This window comes from Chromobacterium sp. CV08, assembly GCF_051129845.1.
Classification (GTDB): Bacteria; Pseudomonadota; Gammaproteobacteria; order Burkholderiales; family Chromobacteriaceae; genus Chromobacterium.
This window is the reverse complement of record NZ_CP150453.1, coordinates 3377074-3393288: the sequence shown is the minus strand read 5'-3', so window position 1 is coordinate 3393288 and position 16215 is coordinate 3377074. Positions and strand designations below refer to the sequence as shown.

Here is a 16215-nt window from a genome sequence, read left to right as displayed (position 1 = left end):
GTGGTTTACCTTGTCATTCGGCGTCGACGAACCAGACGGCGGCGATCAGGCCGTCGGCGTTGACGTCGTAGATGGCGACGGCGCGAAAACGGCTTTCGCCGTCCAGCGTCACGTCCTCATGGTCGATGACGCGGCTGCCGTGGACGATGCGGTGCAGCAGCGCGGCGTGCAGCTTTGGCAGGTTGAAGCGCTTGGCGGCGTAGTGCTCGGCCAGCGCGGCGCGTCCGTCCAGGCTCAGCGCCATGGAGGGCAGCCGGTAGACCTTGACGTTGTCGGCGTAGCAGGCGGCGAAAGCGTCCAGGTCTCGGGCGTTGTAGGCGTCAAGCTGCGTCTGGACGATGCGTTCGGCGGCGTTCATGTTCTGGTTTCTTCCAGCGTTGCTGAGATAGGCCGGCTCGTGGTGGAGAAAGGGGCTGAGGCAAGGCGCGCCGCCGCAGACAGTACAAATCGTACGGCCAGGCGGCGCAACGCGGCATCGGCCCCTTTGTCCGCCGCGACTACCGGGTTTCGGCCATCAGTTCGCGGCCGATGAGCCAGCGGCGGATCTCGCTGGTGCCGGCGCCGATCTCGTACAGCTTGGCGTCGCGCAGCAGGCGGCCGGTCGCGTATTCGTTGATGTAGCCGTTGCCGCCCAGGCACTGGATGGCGTCCAGCGCCAGCTGGGTGGCGTTCTCGGCGGCGTACAGGATGGCGCCGGCGGCGTCCTTGCGGGTCTGGCGGCCGGTCTCGCCGCGGTCCAGCGCCTGGCCGACGGCATAGACGTAGGCGCGGCTGGCGGACAGCTTGACGTACATGTCGGCCAGCTTGCCCTGCATCAGCTGGAAGTCGCCTATCGGCTGGCCGAACTGCTTGCGGTCGTTCAGGTAGGGCACGACGATGTCCAGGCTGGCCTGCATGATGCCCAGGGGGCCTGCGGCCAGCACCGAGCGCTCGTAGTCCAGGCCGCTCATCAGCACTTTCACGCCGTTGCCTTCGCCGCCCAGCACGTTCTCTTCCGGCACGAAACAGTTGTCGAAGAAGATCGGGTAGGTGTTGGAGCCGCGCATGCCCAGCTTGTCCAGCTTGCTGCCGTGGCTGAAGCCGGCAAAGCTCTTTTCGATGATGAAGGCGGTGATGCCCTTGGGGCCGGCGTTGACGTCGGTCTTGGCGTAGACCACCAGCGTGTCGGCGTCGCCGCCGTTGGTGATCCACATCTTGCTGCCGTTGAGCAGGTAGCCGCCGTCGGTCTTGTCGGCCTTGAGCTTCATGCTGACCACGTCGGAGCCGGCGTTGGGCTCGGACATCGCCAAGGCGCCCACGTGTTCGCCGGAGATCAGCTTGGGCAGATATTTCGCGCGCTGCGCGTCGTTGCCGTTCTTGTAGATCTGGTTGACGCAGAGATTGGAGTGCGCGCCGTAGGACAGGCCCACCGAGGCGCTGGCGCGGCTGATCTCCTCCATCGCGATCATGTGGGCGAGGTAGCCCATGTCCACGCCGCCGTACTGCTCGCTGACGGTGATGCCGAGCAAGCCCAGCTCGCCGAACTTGCGCCACAGGTCGGCCGGGAACAGATTGTCCTGGTCGATGGCGGCGGCGCGCGGGGCGATCTCGCGTTCGGCGAAGTCGCGCACCGATTCGCGCAGGAGGTCGTAAGTCTCGCCGAAGGCGAAGCGCAGGCTGCTGTACATGGGGTTCTCCTCGTTGGGCGTGCGGCGCGGCTGGCGGCGCCTGATGATCGTATCATCACTTACGTTTACGTAAACGTCAATATGTCGGGGCGATGGAGGCCGGGCTGAGCGGCGCTCGCACAAGCCGCGCCATCGACACTGTTTGCCGCGTTGGCGGGTATCATGGCCGTTTGCATCAGGAAGGGAAGGATTGCGATGACGATCTGGGTAGACGCCGACGCCTGTCCGAAGGTGATACGGGAAGTGCTGTGCCGCGCGGCGCAGCGTACCGGCGCGGAGCTGGTGTTCGTCGCCAACCAGCTGCTGACGGTGCCGAAGGCGCCCAATATCCGCGCCATGCAGGTGCCCAAGGGCTTCGACGTGGCCGACAACGAGATCGCCCGCCGCATCGCGCCGGACGATCTGCTGATCACCGGCGACATCCCGCTGGCGGCCGAAGTGTTAAGCAAGGGCGCGCAGGCGCTGAACTGGCGCGGCGACGCCTTCTCGAAGGAGACCATCGCCGCCCAGCTGACGATGCGCGATTTCATGGACAATCTGCGCGCCAGCGGCGTGCAGACCGAGGGACCGCCGCCCTTGAGCCAGGCGGACCGGCAGGCGTTTGCCCGCCAGCTGGATATCTGGCTGGCGCGGCGGTAGGGCGGAAGTCCGGCTCAGGCCGGGCGTTCCCTTAAGCCATGGCCGCAGGGTGATGATGTCCTGGCACTAATTCCGCCTGGTAGGCGGGTCAGGGGGCTGCGCGGCCAGCCCCCCGACACCCCCAGGCCGCCCCTGCAGCCCGTGAAACCCCGGTAAAAAAGCGCCTGGCCAGGAGCCGCCGAAACTAGCCGCGCGCTACCGTCGCGCGGCGTCGAACAAGTCGGCGTCTTAAAACCTGGCCAGGCGCTTTTTTACCGGCGCGTGCTGAAGGGGATATGGTCGCATGGACGATCATGTGCCTGAATTGGAAAAGCCAATAAGCTGTCACTATCACATCGCATGAGAAAAGCCCCCGAATCCGGGGGCTTTGTCATGCTGGAAGGGGAGAGGCTCAGGCCTTGCCCAGATGCGGCTCGGCGTCGAAGTCCTGCTTGTCGGCCCGGTCCGCGTCCGGCCGGCGTATCGTCAGCGAGAACATCAGCGCGACGATCAGCAGCGCCAGGATCAGGTGGAAGGTGGCGAGGAAGCCGCCGAACAGCGAGGCGACGATGGAGCCGACGATGCTGCCTATGCCGAAGCCCAGGTAGATCACGCCGTAGTTCTTGCTCAGGTTGTTCAGGCCGAAGAAGTCGCTGACCAGCGACGGGTAGACGGTGATGGTGCCGCCGAAGCTGAAGGCGACGCAGGCGATGGCGGCGAAGAACAGGCCGGCGTTCAGCGGCGCGAACAGCAGCGTCAGCATGCCGGCCAGCGCGGCGACCTGGGCGATGGTGATGACGCGGATGCGCGGCATTCTGTCGGACAGCACGCCCAGCACCAGGCGGCCGGACAGATTGGCGACGGCGATCACGGCCACGGCATTGGCGGCGGTGGCGGCCGACAGGTGGACGAAGCTTTCGCCTATGTCCTTGGCCACGCCGATCACGTACAGGCCGCTCATGCATACGGTCAGGAACATCAGCGCCAGCATCCAGTACTGCGGCTGGCGCATCGCCTCGGCCAGCGTGTAGTCGCGGCTGCCGCCTGCCTGCGCCGCGGCCGGCTGCTGCGGCGCGTCGGTCATCAGCAAGGCGCCGGCCACCACCATGGCCATCGCGATCAGGCCCCACAGCTGGAAGGTGGCTTCCAGGCCGAAGCGAGACAGCAGCGCCAGATTGATGAATTTGAAGCCCAGGCTGCCCAGGCCGTAGGCGCCGATGGCGCAGGCGGAGATCAGGCCCTTGCGTTCCGGGAACCACTTGACGCAGTTGGACAGCGACATCAGGTAGCCGGCGCCGTCGGCGAAGCCGACCAGCAGGCCGGCGCACAGATAGAGCATGATCAGGTTGCCGGCCTGCGAGGTCAGGTAGAAGCCCAGGCCCAGCATCAGGCCGGAGGCGATGGCCACCTTGCGCACGCCGAAGCGCTCCTGCAGCTTGCCGGCCATCGAAGAGGCGACGGCCAGCGCCAGGCTGAGCAGGCCGAAGGCGAAGGCCACCTGGCTGACCGGCTCTCCCAGCTTGTGCGACAGCTGGGCGTTGAACAGGCTCCAGGTGTAGACGGAACCCAGCGCGAACTGGGTGAGGACGGTACCGGCCAGGGTACGGTAGCGGATGGCGTTGCTTGGGGCCTTCATGGCGCTGCTCGCTTATAAAGTCATTACTGTTAGTAAGACTATAAGCTTGTACTTATGGAGTCGGCGCGGTCCGGGAATGAAATGCAGGTTGCGCGGAACGAGCTGCAATCAGAGGTGCATCAGCTGCCTGAACGCCTTGATATTGCTGCGGCTGACCGGGATTTCCGCCTTCAGGTCGTACAGCTTGATGATGTAGGTGCTGTTCTGCCACGGCGCGATCTCGCGGATCTTGTGGATGTTGACGCAGAACGAGCGGTGGCAGCGGAAGAAGCTGTCGGCCGGCAGCCGAGACACGAATTCGCTGATGCTCATCGCCATCACGTAGCGGTCGTGCGCGGTGTAGACCAGGGTGACCTTCTCGTCGGCCTCGACGTAGTAGATGTCGTCGCAGGGCGTGACGATGATGCTGTCGCCCTTGGCCAGGTTGACGGTGCGGGGCGCGCTGTCGGCGGTGGATGGCGCGGCCGGGGCGGGGGCCGGGGCCTCCAGCGCCTCCAGCTTGCGCAGCAGGCCGATGATGCGGGTCTCGTTGTACGGCTTCAGGATGTAGTCGAAGGCCTCGACCTCGAAGGCGTCGACGGCGAATTCCTTGTAGGCGGTGACGAAGACGATGCGCGGCGGCCGCGCGGTCTTGTGCAGGTTCTTGGCCAGCAGCAGGCCGTCTATCGACGGGATGTTGATGTCGAGGAAGACCACGTCGACGTCATGCTCCTGCAGGAATTTGAACGCCTCCAGCCCGTCCTCGACGCTGGCGGCGATTTCGATCCTGCTGTGTTCCCGGATCAGATAGGCCAGCTCCTCGCGTGCCAGGTATTCGTCCTCGACGATCAGCGCCTTCAGCATGCGGCGTCCTCCAGCGGCAATTCGAAACTGACCTCGGTGCCCGGCTCCAGCCGGGCCAGCCTCAGGCCCTCGCCGTACAAAAGCTTTATCCGTTCGTTGACGTTGGACAGGCCTATGCTGCGGCTCTCCACCTTGCCTTCGGCGATGCCGTCCATCACGTCCCGGCTGATGCCGTAGCCGGTGTCGCGCACCGACACGCGGATGCGGTCGGCCAGCCTCTTCACTGCGATGCGCACCTCGCCCGGCTCCTTGCGCGGCTGGATGCCGTGCAGTATCGCGTTTTCCACCAAGGGTTGCAGCAGCAGGCTGGGCACGCGCGCGTGGACCTCGTCGACGTCGAAGACGACGGACAGCTTGTCGCCGAAGCGGGCCTGCTCGATGGCGACGTAGTCGCGCACCTGCTTCAGCTCTTCCTGGATATCGATCAGCGTGTCGCCCAGCGACAGGTTGTAGCGCAGGTAGTCGGCCAGTTGGGCGATCAGCTGCCGCGCGTCGGCCGGGCGGATGCGGATCAGCGACGAGATGGCGTTCAGCGCGTTGAACAGGAAGTGCGGATTGATCTTGCTCTGCAGCGCGGCGAACTCGGCCTTGCGCGCCATCTCCTGCAATTGCTTGATCCGAGACGCCTCCATCTGGGTGGAGATCAGCTGGGACAGGCCGACGGCCAGCTCGCGCAGCGAGCCGGTGATGCCGCCGCTCTTGCGGAAGAAGATCTTCAGCGTGCCGGTGACGCGGCCGTTCTCGCGCAGCGGGATGATGATGACCGAGTGGAAGTCCGCCACCCGGTACTGGCGCAGGTCGTTCTCGATGATGATCTGGTCTTCCCGCACCGCGCGGCGGGTGATCTCGCCTATCGCCGAGTGGTCGGCCGGCTCGTAGTAGTCCTTGCCCAGCCCGACGTAGGCCAGCACGTCGCGGGTGTCGGTGATGGCCACCGCGTCGGCGCCGATATGGTTGCGTATCACCGTGCAGACTTCCACCAGCGCGTCTCGGTCCACGTTCTGGAAATAGGGCAGGGTGCGGTTGGCGATGGTCAGCGCCAGCTTGGCCTGGCGCGCCGCCAGCAATTCCTTCTCGTCGTCCAGGTCCTGCACCAGCTTGATGATCAGGCCGATGCAGACGGTGCCGGTGATCATCGGGTAGGCGATATGGCCGACGATGGCCTGGCCGACGGCCGGCTCGGTGAAGCACAGGATCAGCGCCATGGTCAGGCTCTCGCAGGCGATGCCGGCGGCGACGCCGTACAGCCACAGCCGGCGGCGGCCGGCGCGGAAATGTATGACGGCGGACAAGAGGCCGGCGCAGATGCTGGAGATCAGGCAGGGCAGCGAGGTGTAGCCGTGGATGTCGATCAGGTAGCGGTGCAGGCCGGAGACGACGCCGGCCGGTATGCCGACCCAGGGGCCGAACAGGATGCCGCCGGCCAGGATGGCGATGGTGCGGACATTGACCAGCGAGCCGTCGACCGGGATGCCGGTATAGGTGCTGAACACGGCGAACAGGCAGAACAGCAGCGAGACGGCGGCCAGCTCGGCCGGGCGGTGGGCCTGCTGGCGCAGCAGCGACTGGAACGGCCGCAGCCGGGTCAGGAAGAACAGCGCCATCAGCATCAGCGCGGCGCGCTCGAACACCGCGAGCAGCAGCATATTGGGGTTGTCGGTCATCGAAAGACCGCCGCGCGCGGGCGGCGGTACGCTGGAAACGGGGATGGTCGGTATTTTAAGCCATGGCGGCGGCCGGGCCAGCCCGCGGCGACAGAAAAGACCGCCGGCATGGGCCGGCGGCCGGATTCACAGCTGGATGTCCAGCTTCTCAGCGCCGTCGGCCGGATAGGCGCAGCACAGCAGAATCTCGCCGTCCCGGGGCCGGTATGCGGGCGGCTGCAGATAGGTGGCCTGGCCGGCAAGCAGCGCGGCGCGGCAGCTGCCGCAAGTGCCGGCCCGGCAGCTGAAGTCCGGATTCAGACCGTGCGACTCGGCCAGTTCCAGCAGGCTCTGGCCCGGTTGCCATTCGGCGTCGACGGCCGACGTCGAGAAGCGGACCGGCACCGCGTGTCCGGCCGGCGGCGGCAGCGCCGGCGCCGTCTGGCCGGCGCGCAGCAGACCGGCGGGGCCGAAGGCTTCGGCGTGGATGTTCTCGTCGGGGACGCCGGCGGCGGTCAGTTGCTCGTACAGCGCCTGCATGAAGCCGGCCGGGCCGCACAGATAGAAGTCGCCGGCGAGGTCGGCGCCGGACCGCAGCAGCAGCTCGATGTCGACGCGGCCGGCGTGCTGGTAGTCGCTGCCCTGGCGGCGGCCGGTTTCCGGCCGGCTCGCGGCCGTCACGATGCGCAGCCGGCCGGCGGCCGTGGCCCGCAGCGCCTCCAGTTCCGCGTCGAAGGCGCGCTCGGCGACGGTGCCGGTGGCGTAGACCAGCAAGGTGGCCGGCATCGCGGCCGGGTTCCCGGTCAGTTGATGCAGCATCGCCAGCAGCGGCGTGATGCCTATGCCGCCGGCCAGCAGCGTCAGCGGGCGGTCGGCGCGCGCCAGAGTGAAGTCGCCGCGCGGCGGCAGCGCCTCGACGATGTCGCCGGGCGCCAGCTGGTGCAGCCGGTCGGACGCCTTGCCCTGGCGCTTGACGCTGATCCGATAGCCGCCGGTTTGCGACAGCGTGTAGTTGCGCAGCCGCACGCCGTCGACGCCGACGACTTTCAGGCTCAGGTGCTGGCCGGCGGCGAACGGCGGCGGCGCCGAGCCGTCGGCCGGCTCCAGGTGTATGGATCGGACCGAGTCGCTTTCGTCTTCGACGCGGGCCACCCGCAGCGGCAGCCATCGCCGCTCCGGCGCCTGTCCGGGCCAGGCGCCGGTGGCCAGCGCCGACGGCGAGTACTCGCGCAAGGTCCAGCGCAGCGCCAGCGCGTTGCGTCGGCGCACCACGCGCTCGACACGGAAGATCCACGGCCGTTCGGCGCCGTCGAACGGCGGCGGGGCGTCATCCGGCACCTCGGCGCGGCCGGCCAGCTGCAGCGTGTCGCCGCTGGCGAAGTCGACGAAGAGCAGGCAGGCGCGCGGCTGGAGCCGCAGATTGCCCAGGGTGTTGAAATAGCCGTTGCCGGCGAAGTCGGGAATGGTCAGCGTGTCGCCGTCCACTTTGACAAAGCCGGGCTTGCCGCCGCGGTGCGAGGCGTCGGCCTGCCAGCGGCCGTCGCCGTCCAGGCAGGCGCTGGCGACGAAGAAGGTGTCGGCGGCGGCGATGGCGGCGCGGGCGTCGTCGTCCAGCTCGTTCATCCATTCGACCGAACCCAGGATGCGCGGCCCCGGCTCGCGGGAGAATTCGAAGTCCCGCAGCTGGATGTATTTCGGGCAGTTGCCGAAGGACTGGGCCACGGCGACGGCGAAGCCGCCGTCGTCCAGCGTCGTCAGCTCGCCGTTCATCCGGTTGCGGCGGCGGGTGTGCAGTTCTATGCCCAGCAGGCCCACCGCCGCGCCGGGGCGCAGACAGTCGCGCAGCGGGTCGGCGGCGCTGGGCAGCGCGGCGACGCCCAGATGCCGCGGATCGGGCGAGTCGACGAAGCCGGGCCGGCCTTCGACGATGCCCGCCCACGGCCTGCCGGCCTCGTCCACCGCCGCCATCACGATGAAGGGCAGCTGGCGGAAAAAGTCGCGGTGCTGCTCCGGCATGTGGTCGCGGATCACGCGCGGACCGGTGGCGGCCATCTTCTCCCGGCTGCCGGCGCGGCGCTGCATTTCCTCTTCGCCGGGATGCCAGGGTGACGGGATGGGGCGGGTATCGGACATCAGTCGTTCCTGTCGTCTACGCGTTGACGGCTGGCATGGGCAGGAAGCCCGGCAGCGCCTCGACGCGGGCCAGCCAGGCGCGGACATGCGGATACGGGTCCAGGGAAATCTCGCCTTCCGGCGCGTGCGCGGTATAGGTGTACAGCGCGACGTCGGCGATGGTGGCGGCGTCGCCGGCCAGGAAGGGGCGCTCGGCCAGCTCCTGGTCCATCACCTGGAACAGCGCCTTGGCGCGGCTGACGGCCAGTTCGTAGTCCAGCGGCACGCCGCGCCATTTATGCAGCCGGGCCTGGGCGGGACCGAAGGCCAGCGGGCCGGCGGCGGCGGACAGCCAGCGCTGCACCCTGGCTTCGCGGACCGGGTCGGACGGCAGCCAGTCGCCGTGGCCGTAGCGGCGCGCCAGATAGACCAGGATGGCGTTGGAGTCGGCGATCACCTCGTCGCCGTCGACCAGCACCGGAATCTGGCCGAAGCGGTTGAGTTCGAGGAAGGCCGGCTGCTTGTGCTCGCCGGCGGCCAGATTGACCGGGACGACCTCGTATTCCAGGCCCAGCAGCGCCAGCATCAGGCGCGCGCGGTGGCTGTGGCCGGACAGGACGAAGTCATACAGCTTGATGGCGGGACGGTTCATGCGTTTCTCCTTGGAAGAATGGCGGCGCCGATACTTTGCCTGGAAATGTCAAAAACATAAACAGCCGCGGCGCGGGGCGGCGGTCAGCCGGCTGGCGGCGGCTCCAGCGCGGCCAGCAATTCCGCCAGCCGCTTTTCCAGCGCGTCGACGCTGCGGGCCGGCAGCGCCGACAGTATCGCGTGCTCGTTCGCGACATGGCCTTCCAGCGCGCGCTCCACCAGCGCGAAGCCTTCGCCGCTGAGCCGCACCAGCGTGCTGCGGGCGTCCTGGCTGCAGGCCTCGCGGACGATCCAGCCCTTGCCCTCCAAGACCTTCAGCCTGTGGGTCATCGTGCCCGAGGTGACCATCAGCGACGAGAACAGCTCGGTCGGCGCCAGCTGGTAAGGCGCGCCGGCGCGGCGCAGCGTGGCCAGCACGTCGAATTCCCAGCCGCTGAGGCCGTATCCGGCGAATACCTCGTCCAGTCGCTGCGACAAGAGCGCGGCGCAGCGGCTCAGCCGTCCGATCACGCCCATCGGGCCGACGTCGAGGTCCGGGCGTTCGCGCGCCCATTGTTCGAGTATGCGGTCCACCGCATCGCCCATGATGGCTCCTTGTCTTGAATTCAAGATTTATTTGCCTTGAATTCAAGGTAAATGTTATCTTGAATTCAAGTTAATTGATCCGATTATAAGCTGAAGCGTGAGGATTGCCCATGTCTGTGAAAACCGAAGCCGGCCACTGGCGCGATGTGCTGCTGACCGCGCTGACCCCGGTGATCTGGGGTTCCACCTATATCGTCACCACCGAGCTGCTGCCGCCGGACAGGCCGTTCACCGCCGCCTTGCTGCGGGTGTTGCCGGCCGGCCTGTTGCTGCTGTGGCTGGGTGGCTGGCGCCCTCGCGCGGCGGAGTGGGGCCGCTTGCTGATCCTGTCCGCGCTCAATATCGGGGCCTTCCAGGCGCTGCTCTTCGTCGCCGCCTACCGGCTGCCGGGCGGCCTGGCCGCGGTGGTCGGCGCCTGCCAGCCTCTGCTGGTGATGGCGCTGGCCTGGCGGCTGGACAGCCGACGGCCGGCGGCCATGGCCTTGTGGGCCAGCCTGGCCGGCGTGGCCGGCATGGCGGCGCTGCTGCTGTCTCCGGGTTCGCGCTGGGACGGCCTGGGCATGCTGGCCGCTTTCGGCGGCGCGGTGTCGATGGCCTGCGGCACCTATCTGACCCGGCGCTGGCGGCTGTCGGCCCCGGTGACCGCGCTGACCGGCTGGCAGTTGGCGCTGGGCGGCCTGATGCTGCTGCCGCTGGCGCTGGCCGTCGATCCGCCGCTGCCCCGGCTGGGCTGGACGCAGATCGCCGGCTACGGCTATCTGGCGTTGTTCGGCGCGCTGCTGGCCTATCTGCTGTGGTTCCGCGGCATCGCGCGGCTGTCGCCGGTGGCGGTGTCGTCGCTGGGCCTGCTCAGCCCGCTGACGGCGGTGATCCTGGGATGGGCGCTGCTGGGGCAGACCTTGTCGGCGCAATCGCTGTCGGGCATGGCGGTGGTGCTGGCCAGCGTGCTGGCCGTGCAGCGGAGCATGATGAAGTAAGTCATGGCCTGGACGATGGGTGCGGCGCCAGCCGCGCCATCATCAGGACATCCAGGGAGCGGCCGTCGATGCGCACGGCGTTGCGCTTGCGGCCTTCCGGCAGGAAGCCGTGTCTTTCGTAGAGCTTGATCGCGTTGAGATTGTCTTCGTGCACGGTCAGCTCCAATCGGTCGAAGCCGCGCTGTTCCGCCAGCTGCAATGTGCTTTCCAGCAACCATCCGCCCAGGCCCATGCCGCGATGGCTGGGCAACAGCCCGATGCCCAGCGTGCCACCGTGCTGATAAATGGGGAGGCGATGCGGGGTGACATCGCACCAGCCGACGACCTGATTGCCGTCCAGCAACAACAGGTGGGGGGCTTGGCTGGCGAGTTGGCTGCGCACGTATTCGGCCGAAGCCGCCTGCGGGATTTCCAGAAAGGCCAGATAGCGGCGCTCCCTGGCGACGCTGTCCGTCACGCGCCAGAAGTCGGCGGCACGATCGGCGGTCAGCGGCTGCAGGGTCAGCGAGGCGGTGTAGGGACTGGGCATGGCGGCGGCTCCACGGATCGGGGCGCCATTTTGCCAAGCCGATAATGACAATGCAATAATGTCGCCGTCAGGCGGCGGCGATCACCGTGCGGCAATGCGCCTCCAGCGTGCCGATTTCGTCCAGCACGGCGTCGATGTCCTGACGCTGCGCCTCCAGCTGGCGGCGGCGGGCCTGCAGCAGGTCCAGCAGCATCTGCGACTGGCTGGCCTCGTCGTGGGCCAGCTGGTACAGGTCTATGATTTCGCGGATTTCGGCCAGCGACAGGCCGATGCGCTTGCCGCGCAGGATCAGCCTCAGCCGCGCGCGGTCGCGTCGGGTGAACAGGCGCTGCCGGCCGTCGCGGGTCGGTTCGATCAGGCCCTGTTCCTCGTAGAAGCGTATCGTGCGCAGGGTGACGTCGAATTCGCGCGCCAGGTCGGAGATGGTGAAAAATTCGGCTGCATTCATGATGTTTTCCTTAGCGTCTGTTCAAAGTCTTTTTGTGAACAGCGCAGCCCGGCCTGCCGGCCGGGCTGCCCTCCGGGGCCGTTTTCTGTTGTCGCATGGTCTTGCAAATGTCCGTTGGCCGCGAGCGACATGGCGGCGGGCCGCTTTGGGCGCCCTGCATCCGGCAGAAAACGGCCGCTGCCGCAAAAAGACTTTGAGCAGGCTCTTGCAGGCGGCGATTGTAGCGTTTTTCCCACGCCAACTGATGAAAGCTTGATTTACGTTTACGTAATCGTCAACCTGATATCGTCGCAAACAACCAGGGAGCCGCCCGATGTCCGAGCCCAGCTATGCCAGCGGCGCCGGCAGCCAGCCGCTGATCGGCCAGACCATAGGACGTTTTTTCGACCAGGCCTGCGAACGCCACGCCGGACGGCAGGCGCTGCGGGTGCGCCATCAGGATGTGAGCTGGAGCTACGCCGAGCTGAGGCACCGGGTGGACCGCGTCGCCTGCGGCCTGCTGCGGCTGGGCCTGAATCCCGGCGAGCGGGTCGGCATCTGGTCGCAGAACCGCGTCGAGTGGGTGCTGATGCAGTTCGCCGCGGCCAAGGCCGGTCTGGTGCTGGTCAACATCAATCCGGCCTACCGCCGCGCCGAGCTGGAATACGCGCTGAACAAGGTGGACTGCCGCGCGCTGGTGCTGGCGCCGGGCTTCAAGAGCAGCGACTACGTCGGCATGGTGCGCGAGCTGGCGCCGGAGCTGGACGGCTGCCGTCCGGGCGAGCTGGCCGCGGCCAGGCTGCCCGGCCTGCGCTGGGTGGTGGCGATGGGCGAGCCGGCGGCGTCGGGCATGCTGCCGTTTTCGGCGCTGGAAGCGGAGGCGGAGCCGGGCGAGCTGGCCGCGCTGCAGGCGCTGGGCGAGACGCTGCAATTCGATCTGCCGGTCAATATCCAGTTCACCTCCGGGACCACCGGCCATCCGAAGGGGGCGACGCTGTCGCACCACAATATCCTGAACAACGCCTTCTTCGTCGGCGACGCGATGCGGCTGGGGCCCGACGACAGGCTGTGCATCCCGGTGCCGCTCTACCATTGCTTCGGCATGGTGATGGGCTCCTTGTGCTGCCTGTGCCACGGCGCGGCGATGGTGTTCCCGGCCGAGGGCTTCGACGCGCTGGCGGTGCTGGAGGCGGTGGCCGAGGAGCGCTGCACCGCGCTGCACGGCGTGCCGACGATGTTCATCGCGATGCTGGACCACCCGGACTTCGCCGGTTTCGACCTGTCCAGCCTGCGCACCGGCATCATGGCCGGCAGCCCGTGTCCGATGGAGGTGATGCGCAAGGTGGTCGCGCGCATGCACATGGCCGAGCTGACCATCTGCTACGGCATGACCGAGACCAGCCCGGTCAGCCTGCAGAGCGCCGTCGACACGCCGCTGGAGCTCAGGGTCGGCAGCGTCGGCTTCGTCCACCCGCACGTGGAGGTGAAGATCGTCGACGCCGACGGCCGCATCGTGCCGCGCGGCCGGAGCGGCGAGCTGTGCGTGCGCGGTTATTCGGTGATGCTGGGCTATTGGGGCGACGAGGAGATGAGCGCCGCCGCCATCGACGAGGCCGGCTGGATGCACAGCGGCGACCTGGCGACGATGCGCGACAACGGCGCGGTCAACATCGTCGGCAGGGTCAAGGACATGGTGATACGCGGCGGCGAGAACATCTACCCGCGCGAGATCGAGGAATTCCTCTACCGCCATCCGAAGATACTGGAGGTGCAGGTGATAGGCGTGCCCGACGCGCGTTACGGCGAGGAGTTGTGCGCCTGGATCCGCCTGCGCGACGGCGAGGCCGCCGGCGCCGACGAGATCCGCGATTTCTGCCGGGGCAATATCGCGCATTACAAGATTCCGCGTTACATCGAGTTCGTAGACGGCTTCCCGATGACGGTCACCGGCAAGATCCAGAAATACCAGATGCGGCGGACGATGCTGCAGAAACTGGGACTCGCCGACGAGGAGACCGCCTGAGCACGAGCCTGTTCCAGGTTTTTTGCGGGCAGGACGGCCCGGTCGGCGGGCCGACGCCGCAATAGGGATTCCGCACAGGCGCCATGACAAATCCGCGCGTGAAATGCCCGCTCGCGGCGGCGCTTTTGGCTTACAATGCCGCCAGACCGATTGATCCAGAGGAATGACACCATGACCGTGACCGCTTTCAACGATGCAGACCTGACCCGTCTCGAAACGCTGCTGACGCCGTTGTCGGCCAGCGGCAGCACCATGCGTCCGGACGAAGTGCAGGGCTTCTTCGCCGCGCTGTCCAGCGGCCCGGACCAGGTGGACGCCGATTTCTGGCTGCCGGAAGTCCTGGGCGACGCGCCGGCCTTCGAGAATCCCGAGGACGAGGCCGAGCTGGCCGCGCTGCTGCAGAAGCTGTACGACAGCATCCGCGCCGCGCTGGCCGCCGGCGAAGAGCTGGATCTGATCCTGTACGCGGAGGAAGACAGCGGCGAAGAGGGCGAGCCGGACTACTGGCCGTGGGCCAACGCCTATCTGTACGCGCTCGACCTGGTCGACACCGACTGGTTCGAAGTCGCCGAGGAGGACGAGGGCTTCGAAAGCCTGATGATGCCGATGCTGGTGCTCGGCGGCGCCTTCGAGGACGAGGACGGCGGCGAAGACCTGCTGACCTTCACCGACGAGGAAATCGACGGCTACAAGGAAGAGTTGAGCGACGCGCTGGCCGCGGTGTACAACTACTGGCGCGCCAAGGAGCAGGCGCCGGTGACGATGCGCCGCGACGGCGACAAGGTGGGGCGCAACGACCAGTGCCCGTGCGGCAGCGGCAAGAAGTACAAGGCCTGCTGCGGCGCCAACTGAGCGCCGGCACGCCTGCCATGAGAAAGCGGACTTCGGTCCGCTTTTTTCATGATGGAAGCGCCTGGTCCGTGGAATGCCCGTGGCATTCCTGGCGGAGCGATGGTAGAACGAAGCATAGTCGGCAAGAGAACGATTCCACTCGAGCGGGGGATGCGATGTTCGCAATGATAGCGCGCTACGCGGCGGTGGCTGCGCTGGCCTGCACGGCCGGCTTGGCCGTCGGCGCCGATATCCAGCCGCAGCGGCTGCAGCGACCGGACGGCGAACGCGAATACCTGAGGGTCGCGCCGCAGACGCCGCAGGCGGGCAGGCGGCCGCTGATTATCCTGCTGCACGGCCATGGCGGCTCCGCGCGGCAGCTGCTGGGCCTGGGCGCCGGCGCGGCGCCGCTGTCGCAGTGGCTGGCGATCGCCGACCGCGAGGGCCTGCTGTTGGCGGCGCCGGACGGCGCGCGCGGCGGCGACGGCAAGCAGGGCTGGCATGACTGCCGCGCCGACGCCGCCTCCAGCCCGCAGACCGACGACACCGGCTTCATCGCGGCCATCATCGCGCGCGAGATCGCCGACGACCGGGCCGATCCCGAGCGCGTCTACGTGATGGGCATGTCCAATGGCGGGATGATGGCGTTCCGGCTGGCGGCCGAAATGGGCGAGCGGCTGGCCGGCTTCGCTACCGTCGGCGCGTCGATGGCGCGGCACAATGGCTGTGCGGCGGCGACGCATCCGCTGCCGGCGCTGATCATCGCCGGCACCGCCGATCCGGTGGTGCCGTACGGCGGCGGCGAAGTCAGCCTGTTCGGCGGCAAGGGGCGCGGCGAGGTGATCCCGGTCGCCGATTCCGCGGCCTTCTGGCGCAGGCTCGACGGCCTGTCCGACATTCCGCGCGCCGTCGAGCAATTGCCGCACCTGGACCCGGCCGATCCGACCCGGGCGACGCTGACGCAGTGGGGGGAGGACGGGGCGGCGAGGCGGGTGCAGCTGTTGACCGTCAGCGGCGGCGGCCATGTCGAGCCCAGCGTCGCCCATCGCGTCGGCGCGCTGTACATCCGCCTGTTGGGGCGGCAGAACGGGGATGCGGAATCGGCCGAGCTGGCGTGGCGGCTGTTCCGCGACCAGCGGCGTCAGCCCGCCGCCGACAGCCGCTCGCGCAGCAGCCGCGCGCTCAGCATGAACAGGCCCAGCAGCTGGGCCGCCGTGGCCGGCGAGTAGGCTTTCAGCTGGCGCAGCACCTGGCAGGTTTCGCGATAGCCGCGCTCCAGGCCGGCCTGGGCCAGCGGCGCGAAGGCCCGTTGGGCCTCGGCCGGCGCCGCTTGCGGATGCGCGGCGCAATAGCGCTCGAACAGCGCGGAGACGCCCAGCAGCAGATGCTGGCTGTGGCTGATCATCGGCAGCGCGCCTTCCTGCAGCAGCGCAGCGTCCAGCTCCAGCCCGGCCAGCCGGGACACCTGGTCCATCGTCGCGCTGTAAAGCAGCTCGGCTGCCCGGTGCCCGTGGCTAAGCTGGATGTCGGCGTCGTCGTCCGGCAGCGGCGGCTGGCCGGCGTGGCCGGCGGGGTGGCCTAGCTCGCGCAGGCCGCCGTCGCCCCCCTGGCGCGGCAGCGTCGCGCCTATCGGGTGGATGATGATGTCGTCTATGGCGGCCATGTCGCGTGCT

Annotated in this window: 16 protein-coding genes; 5 read left to right on the top strand and 11 right to left on the bottom strand. The window is 67.9% G+C overall.

All coding sequences use genetic code 11. The annotated features are described in order from the left end of the window. Positions 1-13 precede the first annotated feature (13 nt). Together WNM05_RS15760 and WNM05_RS15755 are read right to left on the bottom strand one after the other, a co-directional pair. Positions 14-358: a nuclear transport factor 2 family protein gene (locus WNM05_RS15760; RefSeq protein WP_434628595.1), complete on the bottom strand. Its 345-nt coding sequence runs from the start codon at positions 356-358 to the stop codon at positions 14-16. Between the two features lie 139 nt (positions 359-497). Continuing rightward, complete coding sequence (locus WNM05_RS15755) at positions 498-1667, bottom strand: isovaleryl-CoA dehydrogenase (RefSeq protein WP_434628592.1); 1170 nt, start codon at positions 1665-1667, stop codon at positions 498-500. A gap of 195 nt (positions 1668-1862) precedes the next feature. Here WNM05_RS15755 and WNM05_RS15750 point away from each other — a divergent pair, with 195 nt between their 5' ends. Next, entirely contained in the window at positions 1863-2306 is a 444-nt protein-coding gene (locus WNM05_RS15750; protein WP_434628589.1) for a YaiI/YqxD family protein, read from the top strand. A 391-nt stretch (positions 2307-2697) separates the two neighbouring features. Here WNM05_RS15750 and WNM05_RS15745 read toward each other — a convergent pair whose 3' ends face one another. The 6 genes from WNM05_RS15745 to WNM05_RS15720 form a co-directional block, all read right to left on the bottom strand. Next, positions 2698-3921 carry an L-lactate MFS transporter gene (locus WNM05_RS15745; protein ID WP_434628586.1) on the bottom strand — a complete coding sequence of 408 codons (1224 nt, stop codon included), beginning with the start codon at positions 3919-3921 and terminating at the stop codon, positions 2698-2700. 108 nt (positions 3922-4029) lie between these two features. Beyond that, positions 4030-4764, bottom strand: a complete 735-nt coding sequence (locus WNM05_RS15740; RefSeq protein ID WP_434628583.1) for a LytR/AlgR family response regulator transcription factor — start codon at positions 4762-4764, stop codon at positions 4030-4032. Beyond that, on the bottom strand, positions 4758-6428 hold the full coding sequence (locus WNM05_RS15735) for a LytS/YhcK type 5TM receptor domain-containing protein (RefSeq protein WP_434628580.1): 1671 nt from the start codon (positions 6426-6428) through the stop codon (positions 4758-4760). The genes WNM05_RS15740 and WNM05_RS15735 overlap by 7 nt, the downstream gene beginning before the upstream one ends. A gap of 126 nt (positions 6429-6554) precedes the next feature. Then, complete coding sequence (locus tag WNM05_RS15730; protein ID WP_434628578.1) at positions 6555-8540, bottom strand: pyridoxamine 5'-phosphate oxidase family protein; 1986 nt, start codon at positions 8538-8540, stop codon at positions 6555-6557. 16 nt (positions 8541-8556) lie between these two features. Next, complete coding sequence (locus tag WNM05_RS15725) at positions 8557-9171, bottom strand: glutathione S-transferase family protein (RefSeq protein ID WP_434628575.1); 615 nt, start codon at positions 9169-9171, stop codon at positions 8557-8559. 83 nt (positions 9172-9254) lie between these two features. Next, the gene (locus tag WNM05_RS15720) at positions 9255-9755 is read right to left on the bottom strand and encodes a MarR family winged helix-turn-helix transcriptional regulator (protein ID WP_434628573.1); all 501 of its coding nucleotides are present in this window, start codon (positions 9753-9755) and stop codon (positions 9255-9257) included. 110 nt (positions 9756-9865) lie between these two features. Here WNM05_RS15720 and WNM05_RS15715 point away from each other — a divergent pair, with 110 nt between their 5' ends. Next, a complete protein-coding gene (locus WNM05_RS15715) occupies positions 9866-10732 on the top strand; it encodes an EamA family transporter (RefSeq protein ID WP_434628570.1) in 867 nt (288 codons plus the stop codon). 1 nt (position 10733) lies between these two features. Here the strand turns inward: WNM05_RS15715 and WNM05_RS15710 are convergent, their stop codons facing one another. Together WNM05_RS15710 and WNM05_RS15705 are read right to left on the bottom strand one after the other, a co-directional pair. Continuing rightward, positions 10734-11261, bottom strand: coding sequence for a GNAT family N-acetyltransferase (locus tag WNM05_RS15710; RefSeq protein WP_434628567.1), 528 nt, complete (start codon positions 11259-11261; stop codon positions 10734-10736). 67 nt (positions 11262-11328) lie between these two features. Next, positions 11329-11709 carry a MerR family transcriptional regulator gene (locus WNM05_RS15705; protein ID WP_434628564.1) on the bottom strand — a complete coding sequence of 127 codons (381 nt, stop codon included), beginning with the start codon at positions 11707-11709 and terminating at the stop codon, positions 11329-11331. Between the two features lie 313 nt (positions 11710-12022). Here WNM05_RS15705 and WNM05_RS15700 point away from each other — a divergent pair, with 313 nt between their 5' ends. The 3 genes from WNM05_RS15700 to WNM05_RS15690 all read left to right on the top strand — a co-directional run bounded on the left by WNM05_RS15700 (position 12023) and on the right by WNM05_RS15690 (position 15771). Then, positions 12023-13711: an AMP-binding protein gene (locus tag WNM05_RS15700; RefSeq protein ID WP_434628561.1), complete on the top strand. Its 1689-nt coding sequence runs from the start codon at positions 12023-12025 to the stop codon at positions 13709-13711. A 171-nt stretch (positions 13712-13882) separates the two neighbouring features. Next, on the top strand, positions 13883-14563 hold the full coding sequence (locus WNM05_RS15695; protein WP_434628558.1) for a UPF0149 family protein: 681 nt from the start codon (positions 13883-13885) through the stop codon (positions 14561-14563). Between the two features lie 155 nt (positions 14564-14718). After that, positions 14719-15771, top strand: a complete 1053-nt coding sequence (locus WNM05_RS15690; RefSeq protein WP_434628555.1) for an alpha/beta hydrolase family esterase — start codon at positions 14719-14721, stop codon at positions 15769-15771. Here WNM05_RS15690 and WNM05_RS15685 read toward each other — a convergent pair. Then, positions 15684-16205, bottom strand: coding sequence for a DUF5610 domain-containing protein (locus WNM05_RS15685; protein WP_434628552.1), 522 nt, complete (start codon positions 16203-16205; stop codon positions 15684-15686). The genes WNM05_RS15690 and WNM05_RS15685 overlap by 88 nt on opposite strands. Positions 16206-16215: the final 10 nt, after the last annotated feature.

Bases quoted from the DNA above. Each gene is read 5' to 3' on its own strand.
- WNM05_RS15760 (WP_434628595.1), bottom strand. From the start codon at position 358: ATGAACGCCGCCGAACGCATCGTCCAGACGCAGCTTGACGCCTACAAC.
- WNM05_RS15755 (WP_434628592.1), bottom strand. From the start codon at position 1,667: ATGTACAGCAGCCTGCGCTTCGCCTTCGGCGAGACTTACGACCTCCTG.
- WNM05_RS15750 (WP_434628589.1), top strand. From the start codon at position 1,863: ATGACGATCTGGGTAGACGCCGACGCCTGTCCGAAGGTGATACGGGAA.
- WNM05_RS15745 (WP_434628586.1), bottom strand. From the start codon at position 3,921: ATGAAGGCCCCAAGCAACGCCATCCGCTACCGTACCCTGGCCGGTACC.
- WNM05_RS15740 (WP_434628583.1), bottom strand. From the start codon at position 4,764: ATGCTGAAGGCGCTGATCGTCGAGGACGAATACCTGGCACGCGAGGAG.
- WNM05_RS15735 (WP_434628580.1), bottom strand. From the start codon at position 6,428: ATGACCGACAACCCCAATATGCTGCTGCTCGCGGTGTTCGAGCGCGCC.
- WNM05_RS15730 (WP_434628578.1), bottom strand. From the start codon at position 8,540: ATGTCCGATACCCGCCCCATCCCGTCACCCTGGCATCCCGGCGAAGAG.
- WNM05_RS15725 (WP_434628575.1), bottom strand. From the start codon at position 9,171: ATGAACCGTCCCGCCATCAAGCTGTATGACTTCGTCCTGTCCGGCCAC.
- WNM05_RS15720 (WP_434628573.1), bottom strand. From the start codon at position 9,755: ATGGGCGATGCGGTGGACCGCATACTCGAACAATGGGCGCGCGAACGC.
- WNM05_RS15715 (WP_434628570.1), top strand. From the start codon at position 9,866: ATGTCTGTGAAAACCGAAGCCGGCCACTGGCGCGATGTGCTGCTGACC.
- WNM05_RS15710 (WP_434628567.1), bottom strand. From the start codon at position 11,261: ATGCCCAGTCCCTACACCGCCTCGCTGACCCTGCAGCCGCTGACCGCC.
- WNM05_RS15705 (WP_434628564.1), bottom strand. From the start codon at position 11,709: ATGAATGCAGCCGAATTTTTCACCATCTCCGACCTGGCGCGCGAATTC.
- WNM05_RS15700 (WP_434628561.1), top strand. From the start codon at position 12,023: ATGTCCGAGCCCAGCTATGCCAGCGGCGCCGGCAGCCAGCCGCTGATC.
- WNM05_RS15695 (WP_434628558.1), top strand. From the start codon at position 13,883: ATGACCGTGACCGCTTTCAACGATGCAGACCTGACCCGTCTCGAAACG.
- WNM05_RS15690 (WP_434628555.1), top strand. From the start codon at position 14,719: ATGTTCGCAATGATAGCGCGCTACGCGGCGGTGGCTGCGCTGGCCTGC.
- WNM05_RS15685 (WP_434628552.1), bottom strand. From the start codon at position 16,205: ATGGCCGCCATAGACGACATCATCATCCACCCGATAGGCGCGACGCTG.